Here is a 15,560-nt window from a genome sequence, read left to right as displayed (position 1 = left end):
GGGTCTCCGACTCTCTCTCGCTACAGATCAGGACAGGCCAACTGTTCGATCTGCCGCACGAAGCGCTCTTTAACGAAGGAGCGCGCTGCCCGCGTAGCGCCCGCATGGCCGAGCGCGGACCACTCCCAACGTGAGGCTAGGGCACGGCGGAGGCCTTCGGCAATGGTGGCAATCCCGGCATCGGCAAGAACCCAGCCCTCCACGCCGTCGTCAACGAGTTCCAACGGACCGCCGAGGCCGTGCACAAGCACCGGCTTGCCGCAGGCCATCGCCTCGATGATGGTCAGACCGAACGGTTCGGGATCGACCCGCACATTGGCGATGATGTCGCTGGCGGCGAAGAAGGGGCGGAGATCGGTCTGCGGCCCGGCGAGATGTACGCGGCCGGTCAGGCCAAGTTCACGGGTCCGGCGCCGGAGATGATCGGCATAGTCGCCTTCCACCGGCCCTCCGCAGAGCAGCACGTGAAAAGGAGTCCCGCTCCGGGCGAGCGCCTCGACCAGCCTGTCCTGGCCCTTGGAGGGTGTCATCCGCGCGAACAGCCCGATGACGGGCGCGTCCATCGGAATGCCGAAGGCCTCGCGCACCGGTCGCGGATCGCCACCGGGGGCAAAGTAGGTCGTGTCGACGCCCAGATGAACCACATGGCGCTCATGCCGGCCCGACCCGAACGTCGAGTCAGTGAAGCGGGAATTGGCGACGGGAACCATGCCGAGCCGGAAGACCGTGCGGTAGATTCGCCGGTTGAGGTTGAGCGGCACATTGTCGCCGATGGCATTGGGCACCAGCCACAAGGCCCGCAGCTTCGCCCGGCGCGCCACCAGCGCCGCGAGCAGCGTTTCCGGCGGCGTCTGGACGATCACCGTGCCGACCCCGCGCTGCCTCGCCAGCCGGGTGAGCCAGCCCAGATGCGACACTTGCCGGCCGACACGGCGCGCCATCGACGCCAGCTTGTTCCACCGGCCGGACGCCACCGGAACCACCGAAGCGGATGTCGGCGCCGATACCACGGCGACATCAGGATAGGCGGCCTGCCAGGCCTGCGCATGAGCGCTGTCGAGCACCGCCAGGATGACCTTCCAGCCGCGCGCCGCGAAGCCGCGCAGCACGTCGTCCCACACCTGCCCCACGCCATAGTGCTGGGGGGCGCCCACAACGATGCAGAGCAGGACGCGGGCCGTCGCAGGACGGGCCGCGGCGCCAGCACTCACGCCACCTTCTCCTGCACAAAGGCGCGCCCGCCTTCCAGCCTCACCACCATGTCGCAGCCTTCCAGCGTCGATAGCCGGTGCGCGATGATGAGGATGGTGAGTTCCCGGTCCAGTCGCTCGATAGCCCGCATCACCGCCGCTTCGGTCTCGTTGTCGAGCGCGCTGGTGGCTTCGTCGAACACCAGCACCGAGGCCTGCTTGTAGAGCGCGCGCGCGATGCCGATGCGCTGGCGCTGGCCGCCGGAGAGCTGGATGCCGCGCTCGCCCACCCGCGTCTCGTAGCCCTTGGGCAGCGCCTCGATGACATCCGTCAGTTCCGCCTGCTCGGCGGCGCGGCGCACCCGCTCCGGATCGATATCGGCGGGGCGCACACCGAAGGCGATGTTCTCCGAGATACTGGCATCCGACAGGAAGATCGCCTGCGGAACATGGGCGATGTGGCGCTGCCAGGCGTGACGGTTGGCGGCGGTGAGGAGCACGTCGTCCACCCGTATCGCGCCCTGGGTCGGCTCCAGCAGGCCGATGATGATATCCATCAACGTCGACTTGCCACTGCCGGTCTTGCCGGCGATACCGACCCGCGCGCCGCGCGGGATGGTGAGATTGACATCGACCAGCGCCGGGCGCCCGCCCTCATTGTAGCAGTAGCCGACATGCTCGATGGCGAGCTTGTTGCGGAAAGCCAGCGAGACGGCCGTCGAGGGCGCCGGCGGCACGGGCCGCTGCAGCAGCGCCGTCAGGTCGTACAGCGCCTGGCGGTTGCCCGTCGTGGTAGCCCAGCCCGAATAGATCTGCTGCAGCAACGGCAACAGGCGCTGCGCGCCGAGCGCCAGCGCCCCCAGCGTCGGCAGCACCTGCGTAAGGCCGCCGGCGCCGAGCGAGGCCACGCACGCCACAATGGCAACGACGACGATGCCAAGCGCCTCCACCACGTAGCGGGGCCCGAAGGCCGCAAGCGCGGTCGTTTCCCGCGCGTTGCGTATGTCGGCCTCCGCCCGGTCATAGGCCTCAACGAACACCGATTGCGAGCGATCGAGCAGGATGTCGCGAATGCCGCCGATGCCTTCCTGCATCACCTTCACCCGCACATTCTGCGCGCGGGCCACGATGTGGCTGTTGCGTTGGAGCTGCGCGCGGCTGACGATCGACGTCGCGACGTAGATGCCTGTCAGCGCCACGCCGGACACAACAGCTATCATTGGGTCGATCCACACCAGCCCCACCACGATGAACAGGGCGAGGATCGCCCCGACCAGCGCCTGCATGGCCGGCAGCAGGATTTCGCCGGTCACCTGCTGCGCCTTGTTCACCGCCGCCAGGAGTTCGCTGGAATTCTGCCGGGTGTGGTGGATGTAATCCTGATGCAGCGTGAGGAAGAACAGCCGCGATCCCAGCTCATAGGAGACATCGTAGACGAAGCCCATCGTCCGCTTGAGAAGCTGCAACCGGATCAACGCCGCGAACAGCACGCAGAGGCAGAAGAACACGGTCACCACAGCGGCCCAGCCTCGCGGCGTGTCCGCCCCGACCCAGGACAGGAATTGCGCCAGCCGCGGGAACCGCCCGATCGAAGCGGGCTCGGCAATGATGGAGAGGAAGACGACGACGGCCCCGAGATTGAAAATCTCGGCGAAAGCGCCGACCAGCATGAGAATGAGCAGCGGCATCGCCGCGCGGCGCCGGGCCGGGCTCAGCTCGCTGAAAAGCGCGCGGCCTGCCTGCAGCACGGTCCTGTCCGGTGTCGATCCTGTCACGCCTCACTCACCGCTTCATCACCACGAGAAACCTGTTGCCCGTTCTTTCCGCTGCCGTGGGTGGGCCGGCCGGGCCTTGGCGTGGCGCCCTGAAGCCTCTTTTGCCACTGACGCGGGCTCTGCGACACCCGCCGAAGGTTGGCGCCGCGCAGCCTGCAGGCAAGTGCCCGGCGCGCCCTTCTGACACGTCGCTTATTATCAGGCAATCGCGCCCGCCGCCGTCGAAGATGGCCGTGAATCGCGGCTTTTCTCTCACCTTCGCGGCCACTCTGCATTGGGCTACCGTTCCATGCCGCCACGCCCTGACTTTCTGATACGCCGCGTCTTCTGATAGGGGTGGCGGAGCGGATCTTTCAAAGAGGGGACGACGACGGGCATGGATCGCCGAATCAGCATGAGCCTTCCTTTCCGAGCCCTCCGGTTCGCGCAGAGGTATCGCCATAAAGCCCGCCTGCACGCCGCCTATGTCAAGAGGAATACGAGCGCCAGGGGCAGGGCTGGAAGATCGATTGGAACTGGAAGGCCACCCACTATAACCGCGTCGCCCTTCTCAACGTGCTCGCCGCCCGCAAGCCGGACAGCGCTTACCTGGAAATCGGCTGCTTCAAGAACGACCTGTTCGATTCCATACCCTTGGCGGTCAAGGTCGGTGTCGACCCCGTCCAGGGTGGTACGGTGCGTGCGACCTCGGATGCGTTCTTCGCCACCAACACCCAGAAATTCGACCTGATCTTCATCGACGGCCTGCACACCTACGACCAGGTTCATCGCGATGTCGCCAACGCCCTCAAGGCGATCAAGCCCGGCGGCTGGATCGCCATGCACGACATGCTGCCCAGTAATGTCATGGAACAGCACGAGCCCTATTCGGAGATCACCGCCTGGGTCGGCCAGGGCTGGAAGGTGGCTTTCGAGCTGCTGCAGACCGAGGGGGTCGACTTCAAGATCGTGAAGATCGACCACGGGGTCGGCGTGATCCGGGTGCTGGAGCCGGGCAGCGCGCTCGCCGATTTCAGCGGCACGCTGGGCGGGCCCCAGTTCCCCTATTTCTACGAGAACTACACGCGCCTGCCCCTGGCAACATGGGACGAGGCCTTGCCCTGGCTGCGCACCGCCTGAGTTTCCGCCGGCTCAGGCGGCACCGGAGAGGCCGGCGCCTTCCTTCGGCGTCGGCTGCGACGGCATCCTCAGCCAGCGCAGATCGCCGATCGCTTCCGCCGGCTCATAGCCGGTGGGAGCTTCGCGCAGAAGGTCGCGCAGCGTCGGCAGGTCGTGGGCGTCACATGCGGCGGCCAGCCGCTGCAGCAGCGCGTCGAGCGCCGGCCAGTCCATCGCGACCTCGGTCGCCGTCATGATGCGGGGATGCTCTGTGGGATGGGCGTCGCTGCCAACGAGCAGTTCCTCGAACAGTTTCTCCCCCGGCCTCAGCTCGGTGAACCGGATTTCGATATCGCCCTTTGCCGGAACGACGCCCGCCCCTCCCGCACGCGCCACAACCGGGTTGAGACCGATCAGCCGCACCATGCGCGTGGCGAGATCGACGATCCGCACCGGCTCGCCCATGTCGAGGATGAACACATCGCCGCCCCGTGCCATGGCGCCGGCCTGAATGACCAGCTGCGCCGCTTCCGGTATGGCCATGAAATAGCGGGTGATGTCCGGATGCGTGACCGTTACGGGCCCGCCGGCCTCGATCTGCTTGCGAAAGAGCGGGATGACCGAGCCTGACGAACCGACCACATTGCCGAAGCGGACAATAGAGAAGACCGTCTCGCCCGGCAGCCCGCTCAAGGCCTGGCAGATCAGCTCGGCGATGCGCTTGGAGGCGCCCATGACGTTGGTCGGCCGCACCGCCTTGTCGGTCGAGACCAGGACAAACGCCCTCACCCCTGCGGTTCGCGCCGCCTCCGCCAAGGCGAGCGTGCCGAAGACATTGTTGCGCAGCCCCTCCACGGGGTTCCGCTCCACCAGCGGGACGTGCTTGTAGGCGGCGGCATGGAAGATGGTGTCGACGGCAAAATCGCGCAGCGCGCCGTCCAGGCGCGGCCGGTCGAGCACGGAGCCAAGCAAGGGCACGACCACCGTCTCCGGTGATTCCGCCGCGGCAAGGCCCCGCAGCTCCTCATCGATGCCATAGAGCCCGAACTCCGACAGATCGAGCAGCACCAGCCGCGCCGGGCGCTGACTCAGAATCTGCCGGCACAGCTCGCTGCCGATCGAGCCCCCCGCGCCCGTCACCATCACCGTCTTGCCCCGGATATTGGCGTCGAGCAGGTCCTGGCGCGGCGGCACCAGGTCGCGGCCGAGCAGGTCCTCGATCGCGACCTCGCGGATTTCGCTGAGTTCCGCCCGGCCCGAGACGATGTCGGAAAGCCCGGGAACGGTCTGGACGCGCAGACCCAGCGGTTCCAGCCGCTCCAATATATCGCGGCGCTGGCGCCGCGTGGCGCTGGGAATCGCCAGCAGCACGCATTCGACACCGTGTTCCGCCACCAGGCTCGGCAGGCGCGCCGGCGAATAGACCCGTAGGCCGCCAATGTCGCGGCCCTGCAGCTCCGACGCATCGTCGACAAAGGCGACGGGCGCGTAATCGCCGCCATGTTCCAGGGTGGCGAAAAGCTGGCGACCGGCGCTGCCGGCCCCGAAAATGATCACCCGCGCCTTCAGCCGCGCCAGGCGCTGGCGGTACAGTGCGCGCAGGCCGAAGCGCGCCCCGCCCAAGAGCCCCATTGCCAGAAGCCAATAGATGGCGGGCACCGAACGCGGCAGGAACAGGCCGAAGCTCTTGGCCGCCAGCAGCAGCAGCACCCCCGAGACGGCAAGGCCGAAGGCGAGCACCTGCACCGTGCGCCCGGCGACATGGCGCACCACGGCCCGGTAAAGGCCCATCAGGTGAAACAATAGCAAGGTGCAGGGCAGGACGAGCGCAAAGGCCAGCCAGCTCGACGGCGCCAGAGCCGGCGAAAACCCGTCGAGACGCAGCGCCATGGCCAGCCCGAAGCTGAACGCCAGCAGCCCCGCATCCACCAGCATCAGCACGGCCCGCTTCCGCGACCGGCTCAGACCGATGAGATAGTTGAGAAAGCGTCCTGTCATCGCCTTCCCTTTCCATCGTGTCCCTCGCGGCGAAAGGAGGGGCGAGGATATCCGCCCTGCGGCCCCACGCCTTCAATTGCGCTCATTGCCGCCAAAAGTTCACTCTCTTCCGCCTGCACGTCCGACACACCGTCACATGACGCCAGAACATTTAACAATCCCCACCGGCCGGGCGGGATCGGCTCGCATGTCTCCGCGCCCGCCGCTCGGCCCGAAGACCAGCCGCGTCGTGCAGGGCGCACTCAAGAGCGCCATAGACCTGTTCGGGCGAATAATGGGCCTCGAAGTAGCGGCGGCCATTGTCCGCATAGGCGGCCCGCGCTTCGGGGTCGGTATCCATCATCCGTGTGATGGCATCGGCAAGGGCTTCGGGCCGACCCGCCGGAACGGCGAGCCCGGCCTCGGCCTCCTCGATTATTCGCGCCCCCTCTCCCGAAAGCGAGGCCAGAATGGGTTTGCCGCAGGCCATGTAGCACTGGACCTTGTAGGGGACAGTCAGGCTGAAGATCGGAATGTCCTTCAGGCTCACCAGCATCGCATCCGCATGGGCGAATAGCTTCGGCATCTCGGTCTCTGGAAAGCGCCCGAGGAAGTGGAAGCGATCCTTCAGACCGCGCTCGGCGATGAGCTTCTGCGCGCGCGCCTGATCCCGGCCGCTGCCCACGATCACCCAGCGCAGATCGTAGCGCGCGCGCAGCAGGCCGGCGGCAGCGATCAGCGTATCGAAGTCCTGGCTCTCGCCGATGTTTCCCGCGAACATCAGGCGGAACCCATCCTGCGGAACGATCCCCGCATATTCCGGCGCGTCCTGCGGTGCCATCGGGACGTAAGAGTCGGGTGCGGTATTGGGCAGGAGCCGTATACGCTCCTCCGGAACGCCGAAGCGCGCGATCATGCTGTGAAACGCCGCGCTCTGGATCATGACGATATCGGCCCGGCGGTAGAGCCAGCCGCAGAGCGCATTGAGAAGACCCACCACCGCCCGGTTATGGATGCCGAGCGTATAGGTGACGCTCTCCGGCCAGATGTCCTGAACCCAGTAGACGCAGGGCGTGCCGGTCCGCCAGCGCAGAAAAAGGCCGGCGAAAGCCTGCAGCAAGGGCGAGGGCATCGAGACGAAGGACACATCCGCCGCTGGCGCGAGCCGTCTGGACAATGTCCAGCTCGCCGCCACGGGAAAGGCGAGAAAGTTCAGTAGAAGCGCTGCCGCCGTCTTTCCGCGAGGGAAGGTATAGACTCGACTGATGCGCATGCCCTCCCAGTTTTCCTCGCGGCGCAAGGCATTTGAGTACCCCTCGAAAAAAACACCGGCAGGATAGTTTGGCACGCAGGTAAAAACGTGAACCTGATGACCGCGCGCGACAAGATCGCGAGCGATCGCCGTATTTGAGAACTGCTCAGGGAAAAAATACTGGGATATGAAAGCTATTCTCATAAGGATGCGAGACTTCGCATATTTACCGCCCTCAGGCCAGAATAATGAGAAACATGACGCGCGAAAATGAGAAAGTCAGGCTTGCGGTCACGGGGGCCACAGGCTTTATCGCGCGCGGCCTGCTCGCAGAGGCGCCCGGCACCCACTTGGAATACCGTGCCGTCTCCCGGCATTCGCGCCCCGCCTGGCTGCCGCCCGCGACCGACTGGACCCGCATTCCTTCCTACAGCGACCCGGCGGCGCTCGAAGGCGCCTTCTCGGGCTCGGATTTCGTTCTGCATCTTGCCGATGACCCTTCGCGCCTCGCCGCGCGTGATCCGCAAGCCGGCCTGCGCAATGCGGACGCCATCATTGCCGCCGCCCGTGAAACAGGCATGAAGGGCATCATCCTCGCCAGCAGTGTGTATGCGCGCGAGGGCCGGGGTGCGTATGGTGCGGCCAAGCGGGCACTCGAAGAGCGGTTTATGGCCGCCGGCGACCTGAAGACCGTGATCCTGCGCTTGCCACCGGTCTATGGCCCCGGTTGCAGGGGCGGCTTCGCGGCGCTGGCGCGTCTTTCGCAAAAGCCGATTCCGCTCCCTGTGGGTGCGGCGCGGGCACCCCGCGCTTACCTTTCTCGCACCAACCTCGCCTCGCTGGTCCGCACCATCGCCTTGGCGGGGTCCGAGCGCTGGGCTGCCGCTGCGGGTCGGGTCTTCGAACCCTGGGATGGACAAGCGATCTCGACGCGTGAGCTGGCCATTATGATGGGAGCCCAGCGCGGACGCGCGCCACTGCTGCTTCCCGTGCCGCCCAACTTCCTGCGAGCCATCGGCTCTGCCACCGGCCGGCGCGATCTGGTGGGGGGGATCGTCGACGGGCTGGAGATGGCTCCCGTGCAGGAACTCACGACCGCCTTCGGCTGGCGCCCCGTCGAGCAGATGCCGCAAAGCCTCGCCTTTCTCGGCGAGGACATCAGCAACGCATAGCCGCGTCGCCACGGCCGCCGCCCCTTGCGGTTTTGACGAGATAGCCGAGATCCGACGCCAGCGCGATCTCCGTAAGATAAACCGCATCCGCTTGCGCCAGCTCCACCGGCGTCGACATGTCGATACCGGCGATCTGCGCCGGGCCGGTAATGCCCGGCCGCACCCCATAAACGCCACGCCGGGCGCGCTCGGAAATCAGCAACTCCTGGCTCGGCAGACAGGGGCGCGGCCCGACAAAGCTCATATCGCCCCGCAACACATTCACCAGTTGCGGCAGTTCGTCGAGTTTGGTCCTGCGCAGGAGGGCGCCGAGGCGGGTGATCGCCGCCGGCGGCACTTCGTGGCTGGGGTGGTTGCCCGTATTGGTCGTCATGGTTCGCAGCTTGTAGAGCACGAACGGACGGCGATTTCGCCCTACCCGTGTTTGCCGGAACAGACCCGGACCCGGGCTTTCCAGCCGAATCGCCACCACGCAGCCAAGACAGACGAGGCCCGCCGGCACGATCAGCGCCAGCGCCAGCGCCACATCGAGCAGGCGCTTGCCCCCCTTGGCGTAGAAATCAGACATGCGCGACAACCCTTTGGCAGCGCGAAGGCACCCGGAAGGGGGCCCCGGCACGGCGGGCCGAGGGAAGCCGCGCACGAGCCGGTGCTGCAAAGCTGGAAGGCGCGGCCCGCGTGATCATGTCCGTGCTCCCGCGCCGGGGGGCCGCATTGGCCGGCGCGCCGGCGCGGCGCGCGTGGGGACGGCGGGAGTGGTGGGCGCGCGCGCCTGCCGCCGCGTGACCCGCGCCAGCGCCTCGGCCGGCGTCATCAGCGCGCAGCAGGCGGCGAAATAGGCGAGCATGGTGGCGGTGCGCAGGGGATAATCGACGAAGGAATGCAGCAGCAGCAGTAGCACCGCCAGCGAGGCGCATTGCTGCAGCACCAGGAGCCGCGTCGCTCCCGTCTCCTCCGGGGCAATCCACAGCCGGTACACGCGCGCGCCGAACCAGACGAGGAACAGCGCCACCAGCACCCCGCCGGCAAGGCCGGTTTCGAGGAAGAACTCCACCCAGTCGTCATGGGCGCGGTTGACATATTGCGGGGCGAGCGTCGCCGCGCCTTCATAGACCGGGAACACGGCGGTGAAGGTGCCAAGCCCGGTGCCGAAGGGCAGAGCTTCCAGCGCGGCCTGCAGCGTCGTCTCATTGAGGGTCGCGCGCATCTGGTCGACAAGGCCGCCGCCGAAACGGCCGAGAAAGCGGTCGGCGCCGAGCTGGCCGACCAGCAACACTAGCCCCACCAGCAGCGCGAGCACGAGGCTGCGCACCCGCCGGGGAGCGGCGGCGCGCCCGCGCAGCACGGCGAGGATCAGCGGCGCCATCACCACCACGCCGGCCAGCCCCAGCAGCAGCAGCAGGATGCCGGCGCGCGAGCGGGCGAGCGCGATGCCGGCCATGATCAGCAGGCCAAGACAGAACGCGCCCGCGAGCCAGATCATCTTCGGCGTGCTCGCGCCACGATGCCCCAGGACACCGCCACCACGACCAACCAGCCAGGCGACGCCGATGAGGAAGGTCACATAGAGCTGCGCGGCAAAATGGTTGCGGTTGGCGAAGAAGCCCACCGATTCCGAGCGATTGCTGATCTCGAAGAAGCGCAGCGCGCTGGCCGGCCCCTGCATCACCTGCAGAATGCCGAGGAACAGCGCCAGGAAGCCGAAGACCAACGCCCAGCCGGCAAAGCGCAGGCGGCGCTCCTCGTCGAGCAGGGCGACCAGAAGAAACAGCGCCAGCGGCGGCAGCACGGCGGGGAGCGCGGCGAGACTTGCCGCCGGATCGACGGAGGAACTACCCGTCCACGCGACGCCCTCCAGCCCCTGCCCGCCGGCGGCGACAAGGCGGGTGGAGATGCCGCCCCAGCCCGGCGCGCCGAACAGCGGAAAGAACTGCGCCAGCGCGATGAGTACGCCGACCACCGCGATCGCGGTGCCGCAGGCGAGACCGAGGCTGAGCCGCGGGCGGCCGGGGGGGACGGTCAGCCGATCAAGCCAGAGCCACGCCGCCAGGGCGAGGAAGGGGAGGGAAAAGAACTGCAGCAACACATCGGCGAGGTAGCCCGCGCGCGTGGCCCCGCCGAGCACGATAGTCGCGAACAGCAGGAGGACCGACGCACCATACGCCACCCCCCCGTCGCCATGTGGCTTCAGAAACAGGGCCAATTGCCTCTTTCACGCGCCTCGTTCGTCACCCCGATCACGGGCTGACCGGGAAGATGATCCCATTCTTGCTGTCATTGTTGGAGAGGGCAATGGCTGCCGCGATGCCGCCGCCGACCGCGACGGTGCCGATCACCAGCCCGGTGGAATCGTCCAGCACCACGCCACAGCCGGGGACGCGCAGGGTCTCGGTCGTGGAAGACGGCACGGTTACGGTGCGCTCATTGCCGAAATCGATCACAGCGCTGCCGGTACCCTGCACCGCCACCTTGTCGCCGCCCTTCAGCGAAGCGCCGACGACGCCCGGGGCAAAGCCCTGGCCCTTGTCGACCAGCACCGTACCCACCGCCTCGGCCAGCGTGCCCGTGGTCTGGCAGGCATCCGCCGCCGCCGAACCGATCATGCCGAGCGAGACGAGTCCCGCCACCGACGCATACGCCACACAACGCCTCATTTGCCCCACCTTACGAAACGTAACCCCTGGCACGCCAACCTTGCGAAATGTTACTGGCTTTGCTCCCTGAAATCAAAACCGCTGGGATGACGTGGTTTCCAGATTGTCTCTTATCGCTCTTCTGCGCGCGAGGAATGCCGAGATTCCCCTACACAACCATGATCTTCGCCCCAGCTTCGCCGTTGCCGCCCCCTGTGGGCAAGAGCGCCGCCTTCACGGCGTCGCGTATCTGCAATGGCGGGCCGGGCGCCCGCGCTTCTTGCTGAACCCCCTCCCCCGCCCTATCTGCACACCTGTGACACGGCGGCGCCGGCCCCCTATCTGCACACCTGTGACACGGCGGCGCCGGCCCTTGGCATGGCGTGCGGGGTGCGGCCGATTGACCGCCCGCAAGGACGCTCCCGCTGGCCGCATGCACAGATGGGCCCCATGATCGATCTGCACAATCATATTCTGCCCGGCATCGACGACGGCGCGGCCGATTACGCCGTCTCGCTTGAAATGGCGCGGTTGCATGTCGCCCAAGGGGTGGAGATCGTCGCCTGCACCCCGCACATCCTGCCAGGCGTCTATCACAATGAAGGCCCCAAGATCCGCCAGGCGGTGGACGATCTCCAGCGCGTGCTCGACGAGGCGGGTGTGCCGCTCATCCTCATTCCCGGCGCCGACAACCACATCGTGCCGGATTTCGCCGACGAGATCGGCCGCGGGCGGCTGCTGACGCTCGGAGACACCCGTTATGTGCTGGTGGAGCCGCCGCACAATGTCGCCCCCGCGCGGCTGGACGACTTGGTCTTTACCATTCTTTTGGCGAATTATGTGCCTATCGTGACCCACCCGGAGCGGTTGAAGTGGATCGAGGAGAAGTACGATCTGATCGAACGCATGGCCGCGCGCGGTGTGTGGATGCAGATTACCTCCGGTTCGCTCACCGGCCGTTTCGGGCGTCGGCCCAAATACTGGGCGGAGAAGATGGTCAGCGAGGGAAAGGCGCATATCCTCGCCAGCGACGCGCATGATACGGTGAAGCGCCCGCCGGACCTTGCGGAAGGCCGTCGGGCGGCCGAAGTGCTGGTGGGATCGGCGGAAGCCACGCGCCTGGCGGTGCAATGCCCGCGCGATATCGTTTTGGACAGGGCGCCGGCCGAGTGTGCGTCGACGGGGATGGGGTTCAATGAGGCTGGGCGGAACGAGAGCGACGATTTCCGCACGCATCGCGGCGCTGATGGTGGCGGCGGTCTTCTTGGCCGGCTGCGTCGCCTCGTCGGGCGATAATCCTGCGCCCTCCGCCTCGACGGCAAGCTACACGGACTCGGATGGGCCGCCGGCCGCGGCCCGCAGCAGCGCTGCCGCGACCCGCACGGCGGCGACGCCGGCGGCGGCGAGCACCCCGGTGGCCGCGCAGCCGGTGAGCCTCCCGGCGGGCGAGGCGGCAGCGGTGAGTGCCATGACCGCCGTCAGCACGCCCGGCTCGGACGGCTACCGCGTCGGCCCGCTCGACGTGCTGAACATAACGGTATTCAAGGTCGACGACCTGACCAAGACGGTGCAGGTGTCGGAAAGCGGCAGCTTCGCCTTCCCGCTGGTGGGCGATATCCCGGCGGCCGGCCGCACGGTGAGCGAGATCGAGAAGGACCTCGCCGCCAAGCTCGGCGGCAATTACCTGCGCAACCCGCAGGTGACGGTGCTGGTGAAGGAATATAACAGCCACCGCATCACCGTGGACGGTGCCGTGAACAAGCCGGGCGTGTTCCCGATGCAGGGGCCGATGTCGCTGCTGCAGTCCATCGCCATGGCCGGCGGCATGCAGGAAGTGGCGGAAGGCACCATCCTGGTGTTCCGCCGAGTGGACGGCAAGACGGCGGTGGCCAAGTTCAGCGTCGCCGATCTACGCTCGCAGAAGGCCAGCGACCCGGACCTTCAGGCGGGTGACATCGTGACGGTGCCGAGTTCCGACCTCAAGATCGGCATGCGGTACATTTTCCAGTCCGTGCCGCTTTTCAACGCCTTCATGCTATTGTAGCCCAACCAGAGCGAGCAGCGGATGCGCCTCAAGGGAAGCATAAACGGATGATGGGCGAGGGGGCGGAGAGCGGACGGCCGGGCAGCGATCGCAACCTTCCGGTTGTACAGGAGAGCCGGAATCTCCCCGCGTCGCGCGACAGTTACGGCTATGGCTACGGCGCCGCCGCCTATGTCGGGCCGGAAACGCACCACGAATCCGAACTCGCCGCCGCGCTGCACTATGTGATCGGCATTGCGCTGAAATGGCGGACGCTGATCCTCAGCAGCGCTGGCGCCCTCGGCGTCATCGCGCTGGTCTACAGCTTCCTCGCCACCCCGCTCTACACGGCGAATGTCCGCATCCAGATCGATAGCGAGGCGAGCAAGATCGTCGACGGTGGCACGATCTCGCCCACCGAGCGCGGCGGCGCCGAGTTCCAGAAGACGCAATATGAAATCCTGAAAAGCCGCGCCATGTCAGAGCGCGTGGTGGCGGCGCTGGGCCTCGATCAGAACGCGGATTTCACCGCCTCCTCCCCCGGACTGATCGGCAGCCTGTTCGGCCTGTTCTCCGGCTCGTCCGAGGAATCCAATTCGGCGGCGGAGCAGGAGCGCAATCACCGCCGCGCCGTGGGCCGGGTGAAGGGCGATGTCGATATTCGCCCGGTGACCGCGTCGCGACTGGTCGACATCAAATACACTGACGAATCGCCGACCCGGGCGGCCTCGATCGCCAATGCCTATGCCGACGCCTATATCGCCTCCAATCTCGACAAGCGGTTCGAGGCCAGCTCCTATGCCAAGGTGTTCCTCGAAGACCAGATCAAGCAGCTGAAGCTGCGGCTTGAGGAATCCGAGCGGGCGGTGATCGCCTTCTCGGAAAGCGAGAACATGGTCCAGACCAATGACAAGGTCTCGATCGCCGAGAGCAATCTCGCCGCCGCCAATGCCGCGCTCGGCCAGCTCATCTCCACCCGCATTCGCGACGAGGAAAACTGGAAGCAGGTGGACGCCGCCACGGGCATCAACCTGCCGCAGCTCTTGACCAACAACGTCATCGACGGGCTGCGCACCCAGCGCAACGAGCTCCGGCGGCAGTATGAGCAGGGACTTGAGACCTTCAAGCCCGGCTATCCCGCCATGGTCGAGATTTCCAACAAGATTGCCGAGATCGACCGCCAGCTCGCCGCCGAAGTCGCGGCCATCCGCAGCTCGCTGAAAGCCGCCTACGAGTCCTCGTCCAATCAGGAAGCGCAGATGCGCCAGCGGATCGATCAGCTGCGCGCCGAGGTGCTGGATCTGCAGAAGAAGAGCGTGCGCTACGGCATTCTCCAGCGCGAGGTCGATTCCAGCCGCAACCTCTATAACGACCTGCTGCAGCGCTATAAGGAAGTCGATGTCGCCAGCGGCGTCGGCACCAACAACGTCTTCATCGTCGACCGCGCCCTGCCGCCGGGTGGCCCCTCGCACCCGCGCACGATGCTGCTGCTGGCCGGCGGGCTGATGCTCGGGCTGATCGGCGGTTTCGGCGCGGCCTGCCTGATCGAACTGCTGGATGACCGCATCCGCACGCCGGAGGACGCGGAGAAGGCCACCGGCCTGCCGATCCTCGGCATCGTGCCACGCGCCGAGTTCCCCAATGGCATCGTCGCCGAACTGAGCGATCCACGCTCGGCCATCGCCGAGGCCTATCGCTCGCTGGCGACCTCGCTGCAATTCGCCACCGAGAGCGGGCTGCCGCGCACGCTGGTGGTGACCAGCGCCGGCGCCTCCGAGGGCAAGTCGAGCACCGCCATCGCGCTCGCCCGCCACTACGCCATCACCGGCAAGCGCGTGCTGCTGATCGACGCCGATCTGCGCCGCCCCTCTGTGCACAGCAAGCTCGGCTATGACAATTCGGTGGGGCTGAGCAATTGCCTCACCGGCATGTCGACCCTGCACGATGTGGTGCAGGCGACCGATCTCGACACGCTCGATTTCCTCGCCTCCGGCCCGCTGCCGCCCAATGCGGCGGAAATCCTCGGCGGCACCCATGTGTTCTCGCTGATCTCGGTCGGGCTGGAGATTTACGACCTGCTGATCTTCGACAGCCCGCCCATGCTCAGCATCGCCGACGCCCAGCTGCTCGGCGCCGCCGCGCAGGCCACCATCTTCGTCACCGGCTCCGGAGACGGGCGCCGTGCCATCGCCCGCAACGCGCTGCGCCGGCTGCAGATCGCCCGCGCCGCCACCATCGGCGTCGTGCTGACCAAGTTCGACACCCGCAGCGCCCATTACGGCTATGGCTACGGTTATGGCTACGGCTATGGCTACGAATATGGGCAGGGCACCGACACCGGCAGCCCGAGCGGCGCGCGCGGGCTCGACAGCGTGAAGGCGCTGCTGCCGAAATTCGGCCGCCGCGACGCCAAGACCGACCATTCCGAAGCGGCCTGACC

13 protein-coding genes are annotated in these 15,560 nt (G+C 66.9%); 5 read left to right on the top strand and 8 right to left on the bottom strand.

What is annotated here, in order from left to right; genetic code table 11:
- Window positions 1-20: 20 nt before the first annotated feature.
- The gene (locus ACO07Z_RS15455) at window positions 21-1,211 is read right to left on the bottom strand and encodes a glycosyltransferase family 4 protein (protein ID WP_421699515.1); all 1,191 of its coding nucleotides are present in this window, start codon (window positions 1,209-1,211) and stop codon (window positions 21-23) included.
- Complete coding sequence (locus tag ACO07Z_RS15450) at window positions 1,208-2,938, bottom strand: ABC transporter ATP-binding protein (protein ID WP_421699514.1); 1,731 nt, start codon at window positions 2,936-2,938, stop codon at window positions 1,208-1,210. The genes ACO07Z_RS15455 and ACO07Z_RS15450 overlap by 4 nt, the downstream gene beginning before the upstream one ends.
- Before the next feature lie 582 nt (window positions 2,939-3,520).
- On the opposite strand from ACO07Z_RS15450, the gene ACO07Z_RS15445 reads away from it, so the two are divergent.
- Complete coding sequence (locus tag ACO07Z_RS15445; protein WP_421699513.1) at window positions 3,521-4,084, top strand: class I SAM-dependent methyltransferase; 564 nt, start codon at window positions 3,521-3,523, stop codon at window positions 4,082-4,084.
- Window positions 4,085-4,096: 12 nt separating this feature from the next.
- On the opposite strand, the gene ACO07Z_RS15440 is transcribed toward ACO07Z_RS15445, so the two are convergent.
- Both ACO07Z_RS15440 and ACO07Z_RS15435 read right to left on the bottom strand, forming a co-directional pair.
- Window positions 4,097-6,061, bottom strand: a complete 1,965-nt coding sequence (locus tag ACO07Z_RS15440; RefSeq protein WP_421699512.1) for a polysaccharide biosynthesis protein — start codon at window positions 6,059-6,061, stop codon at window positions 4,097-4,099.
- Between the two features lie 151 nt (window positions 6,062-6,212).
- A complete protein-coding gene (locus tag ACO07Z_RS15435; protein WP_421699511.1) occupies window positions 6,213-7,496 on the bottom strand; it encodes a glycosyltransferase family 4 protein in 1,284 nt (427 codons plus the stop codon).
- A gap of 53 nt (window positions 7,497-7,549) precedes the next feature.
- On the opposite strand from ACO07Z_RS15435, the gene ACO07Z_RS15430 reads away from it, so the two are divergent.
- Window positions 7,550-8,464, top strand: a complete 915-nt coding sequence (locus ACO07Z_RS15430; RefSeq protein ID WP_421699510.1) for an NAD-dependent epimerase/dehydratase family protein — start codon at window positions 7,550-7,552, stop codon at window positions 8,462-8,464.
- Here ACO07Z_RS15430 and ACO07Z_RS15425 read toward each other — a convergent pair.
- The 3 genes from ACO07Z_RS15425 to ACO07Z_RS15415 all read right to left on the bottom strand — a co-directional run bounded on the left by ACO07Z_RS15425 (window position 8,451) and on the right by ACO07Z_RS15415 (window position 11,106).
- Window positions 8,451-9,032 (bottom strand): sugar transferase, encoded by a 582-nt coding sequence (locus tag ACO07Z_RS15425; protein WP_421699509.1) that lies wholly within the window; start codon window positions 9,030-9,032, stop codon window positions 8,451-8,453. The two genes, ACO07Z_RS15430 and ACO07Z_RS15425, sit on opposite strands and share 14 nt — an antisense overlap.
- Before the next feature lie 114 nt (window positions 9,033-9,146).
- Window positions 9,147-10,667 (bottom strand): O-antigen ligase family protein, encoded by a 1,521-nt coding sequence (locus tag ACO07Z_RS15420; RefSeq protein WP_421699508.1) that lies wholly within the window; start codon window positions 10,665-10,667, stop codon window positions 9,147-9,149.
- A gap of 34 nt (window positions 10,668-10,701) precedes the next feature.
- Complete coding sequence (locus tag ACO07Z_RS15415; RefSeq protein ID WP_421699507.1) at window positions 10,702-11,106, bottom strand: hypothetical protein; 405 nt, start codon at window positions 11,104-11,106, stop codon at window positions 10,702-10,704.
- A gap of 441 nt (window positions 11,107-11,547) precedes the next feature.
- On the opposite strand from ACO07Z_RS15415, the gene ACO07Z_RS15410 reads away from it, so the two are divergent.
- The gene (locus tag ACO07Z_RS15410; RefSeq protein WP_421699506.1) at window positions 11,548-12,393 is read left to right on the top strand and encodes a tyrosine-protein phosphatase; all 846 of its coding nucleotides are present in this window, start codon (window positions 11,548-11,550) and stop codon (window positions 12,391-12,393) included.
- Window positions 12,394-12,420: 27 nt separating this feature from the next.
- On the opposite strand, the gene ACO07Z_RS15405 is transcribed toward ACO07Z_RS15410, so the two are convergent.
- Window positions 12,421-12,567, bottom strand: a complete 147-nt coding sequence (locus ACO07Z_RS15405; RefSeq protein ID WP_421699505.1) for a hypothetical protein — start codon at window positions 12,565-12,567, stop codon at window positions 12,421-12,423.
- On the opposite strand from ACO07Z_RS15405, the gene ACO07Z_RS15400 reads away from it, so the two are divergent.
- Together ACO07Z_RS15400 and ACO07Z_RS15395 are read left to right on the top strand one after the other, a co-directional pair.
- Window positions 12,566-13,141 carry a polysaccharide biosynthesis/export family protein gene (locus ACO07Z_RS15400; protein ID WP_421699504.1) on the top strand — a complete coding sequence of 192 codons (576 nt, stop codon included), beginning with the start codon at window positions 12,566-12,568 and terminating at the stop codon, window positions 13,139-13,141. The two genes, ACO07Z_RS15405 and ACO07Z_RS15400, sit on opposite strands and share 2 nt — an antisense overlap.
- Window positions 13,142-13,188: 47 nt before the next feature.
- The gene (locus ACO07Z_RS15395; RefSeq protein ID WP_421699503.1) at window positions 13,189-15,558 is read left to right on the top strand and encodes a GumC family protein; all 2,370 of its coding nucleotides are present in this window, start codon (window positions 13,189-13,191) and stop codon (window positions 15,556-15,558) included.
- Window positions 15,559-15,560 lie beyond the last annotated feature (2 nt).

The sequence above is a fragment of the Ancylobacter sp. genome (genome assembly GCF_965229075.1).
GTDB lineage: Bacteria > Pseudomonadota > Alphaproteobacteria > Rhizobiales > Xanthobacteraceae > Ancylobacter.
The sequence above is the reverse complement of the archived record's forward strand: the minus strand, read 5'-3'. Positions and strand labels throughout refer to the sequence as shown.

Coding starts and splice junctions, on each gene's coding strand:
- ACO07Z_RS15440 (WP_421699512.1), bottom strand. CDS start 6,061: ATGACAGGACGCTTTCTCAACTATCTCATCGGTCTGAGCCGGTCGCGG.
- ACO07Z_RS15435 (WP_421699511.1), bottom strand. CDS start 7,496: ATGAGAATAGCTTTCATATCCCAGTATTTTTTCCCTGAGCAGTTCTCA.
- ACO07Z_RS15430 (WP_421699510.1), top strand. CDS start 7,550: ATGACGCGCGAAAATGAGAAAGTCAGGCTTGCGGTCACGGGGGCCACA.
- ACO07Z_RS15425 (WP_421699509.1), bottom strand. CDS start 9,032: ATGTCTGATTTCTACGCCAAGGGGGGCAAGCGCCTGCTCGATGTGGCG.
- ACO07Z_RS15410 (WP_421699506.1), top strand. CDS start 11,548: ATGATCGATCTGCACAATCATATTCTGCCCGGCATCGACGACGGCGCG.
- ACO07Z_RS15400 (WP_421699504.1), top strand. CDS start 12,566: ATGACCGCCGTCAGCACGCCCGGCTCGGACGGCTACCGCGTCGGCCCG.
- ACO07Z_RS15405 (WP_421699505.1), bottom strand. CDS start 12,567: ATGGCACTCACCGCTGCCGCCTCGCCCGCCGGGAGGCTCACCGGCTGC.
- ACO07Z_RS15395 (WP_421699503.1), top strand. CDS start 13,189: ATGATGGGCGAGGGGGCGGAGAGCGGACGGCCGGGCAGCGATCGCAAC.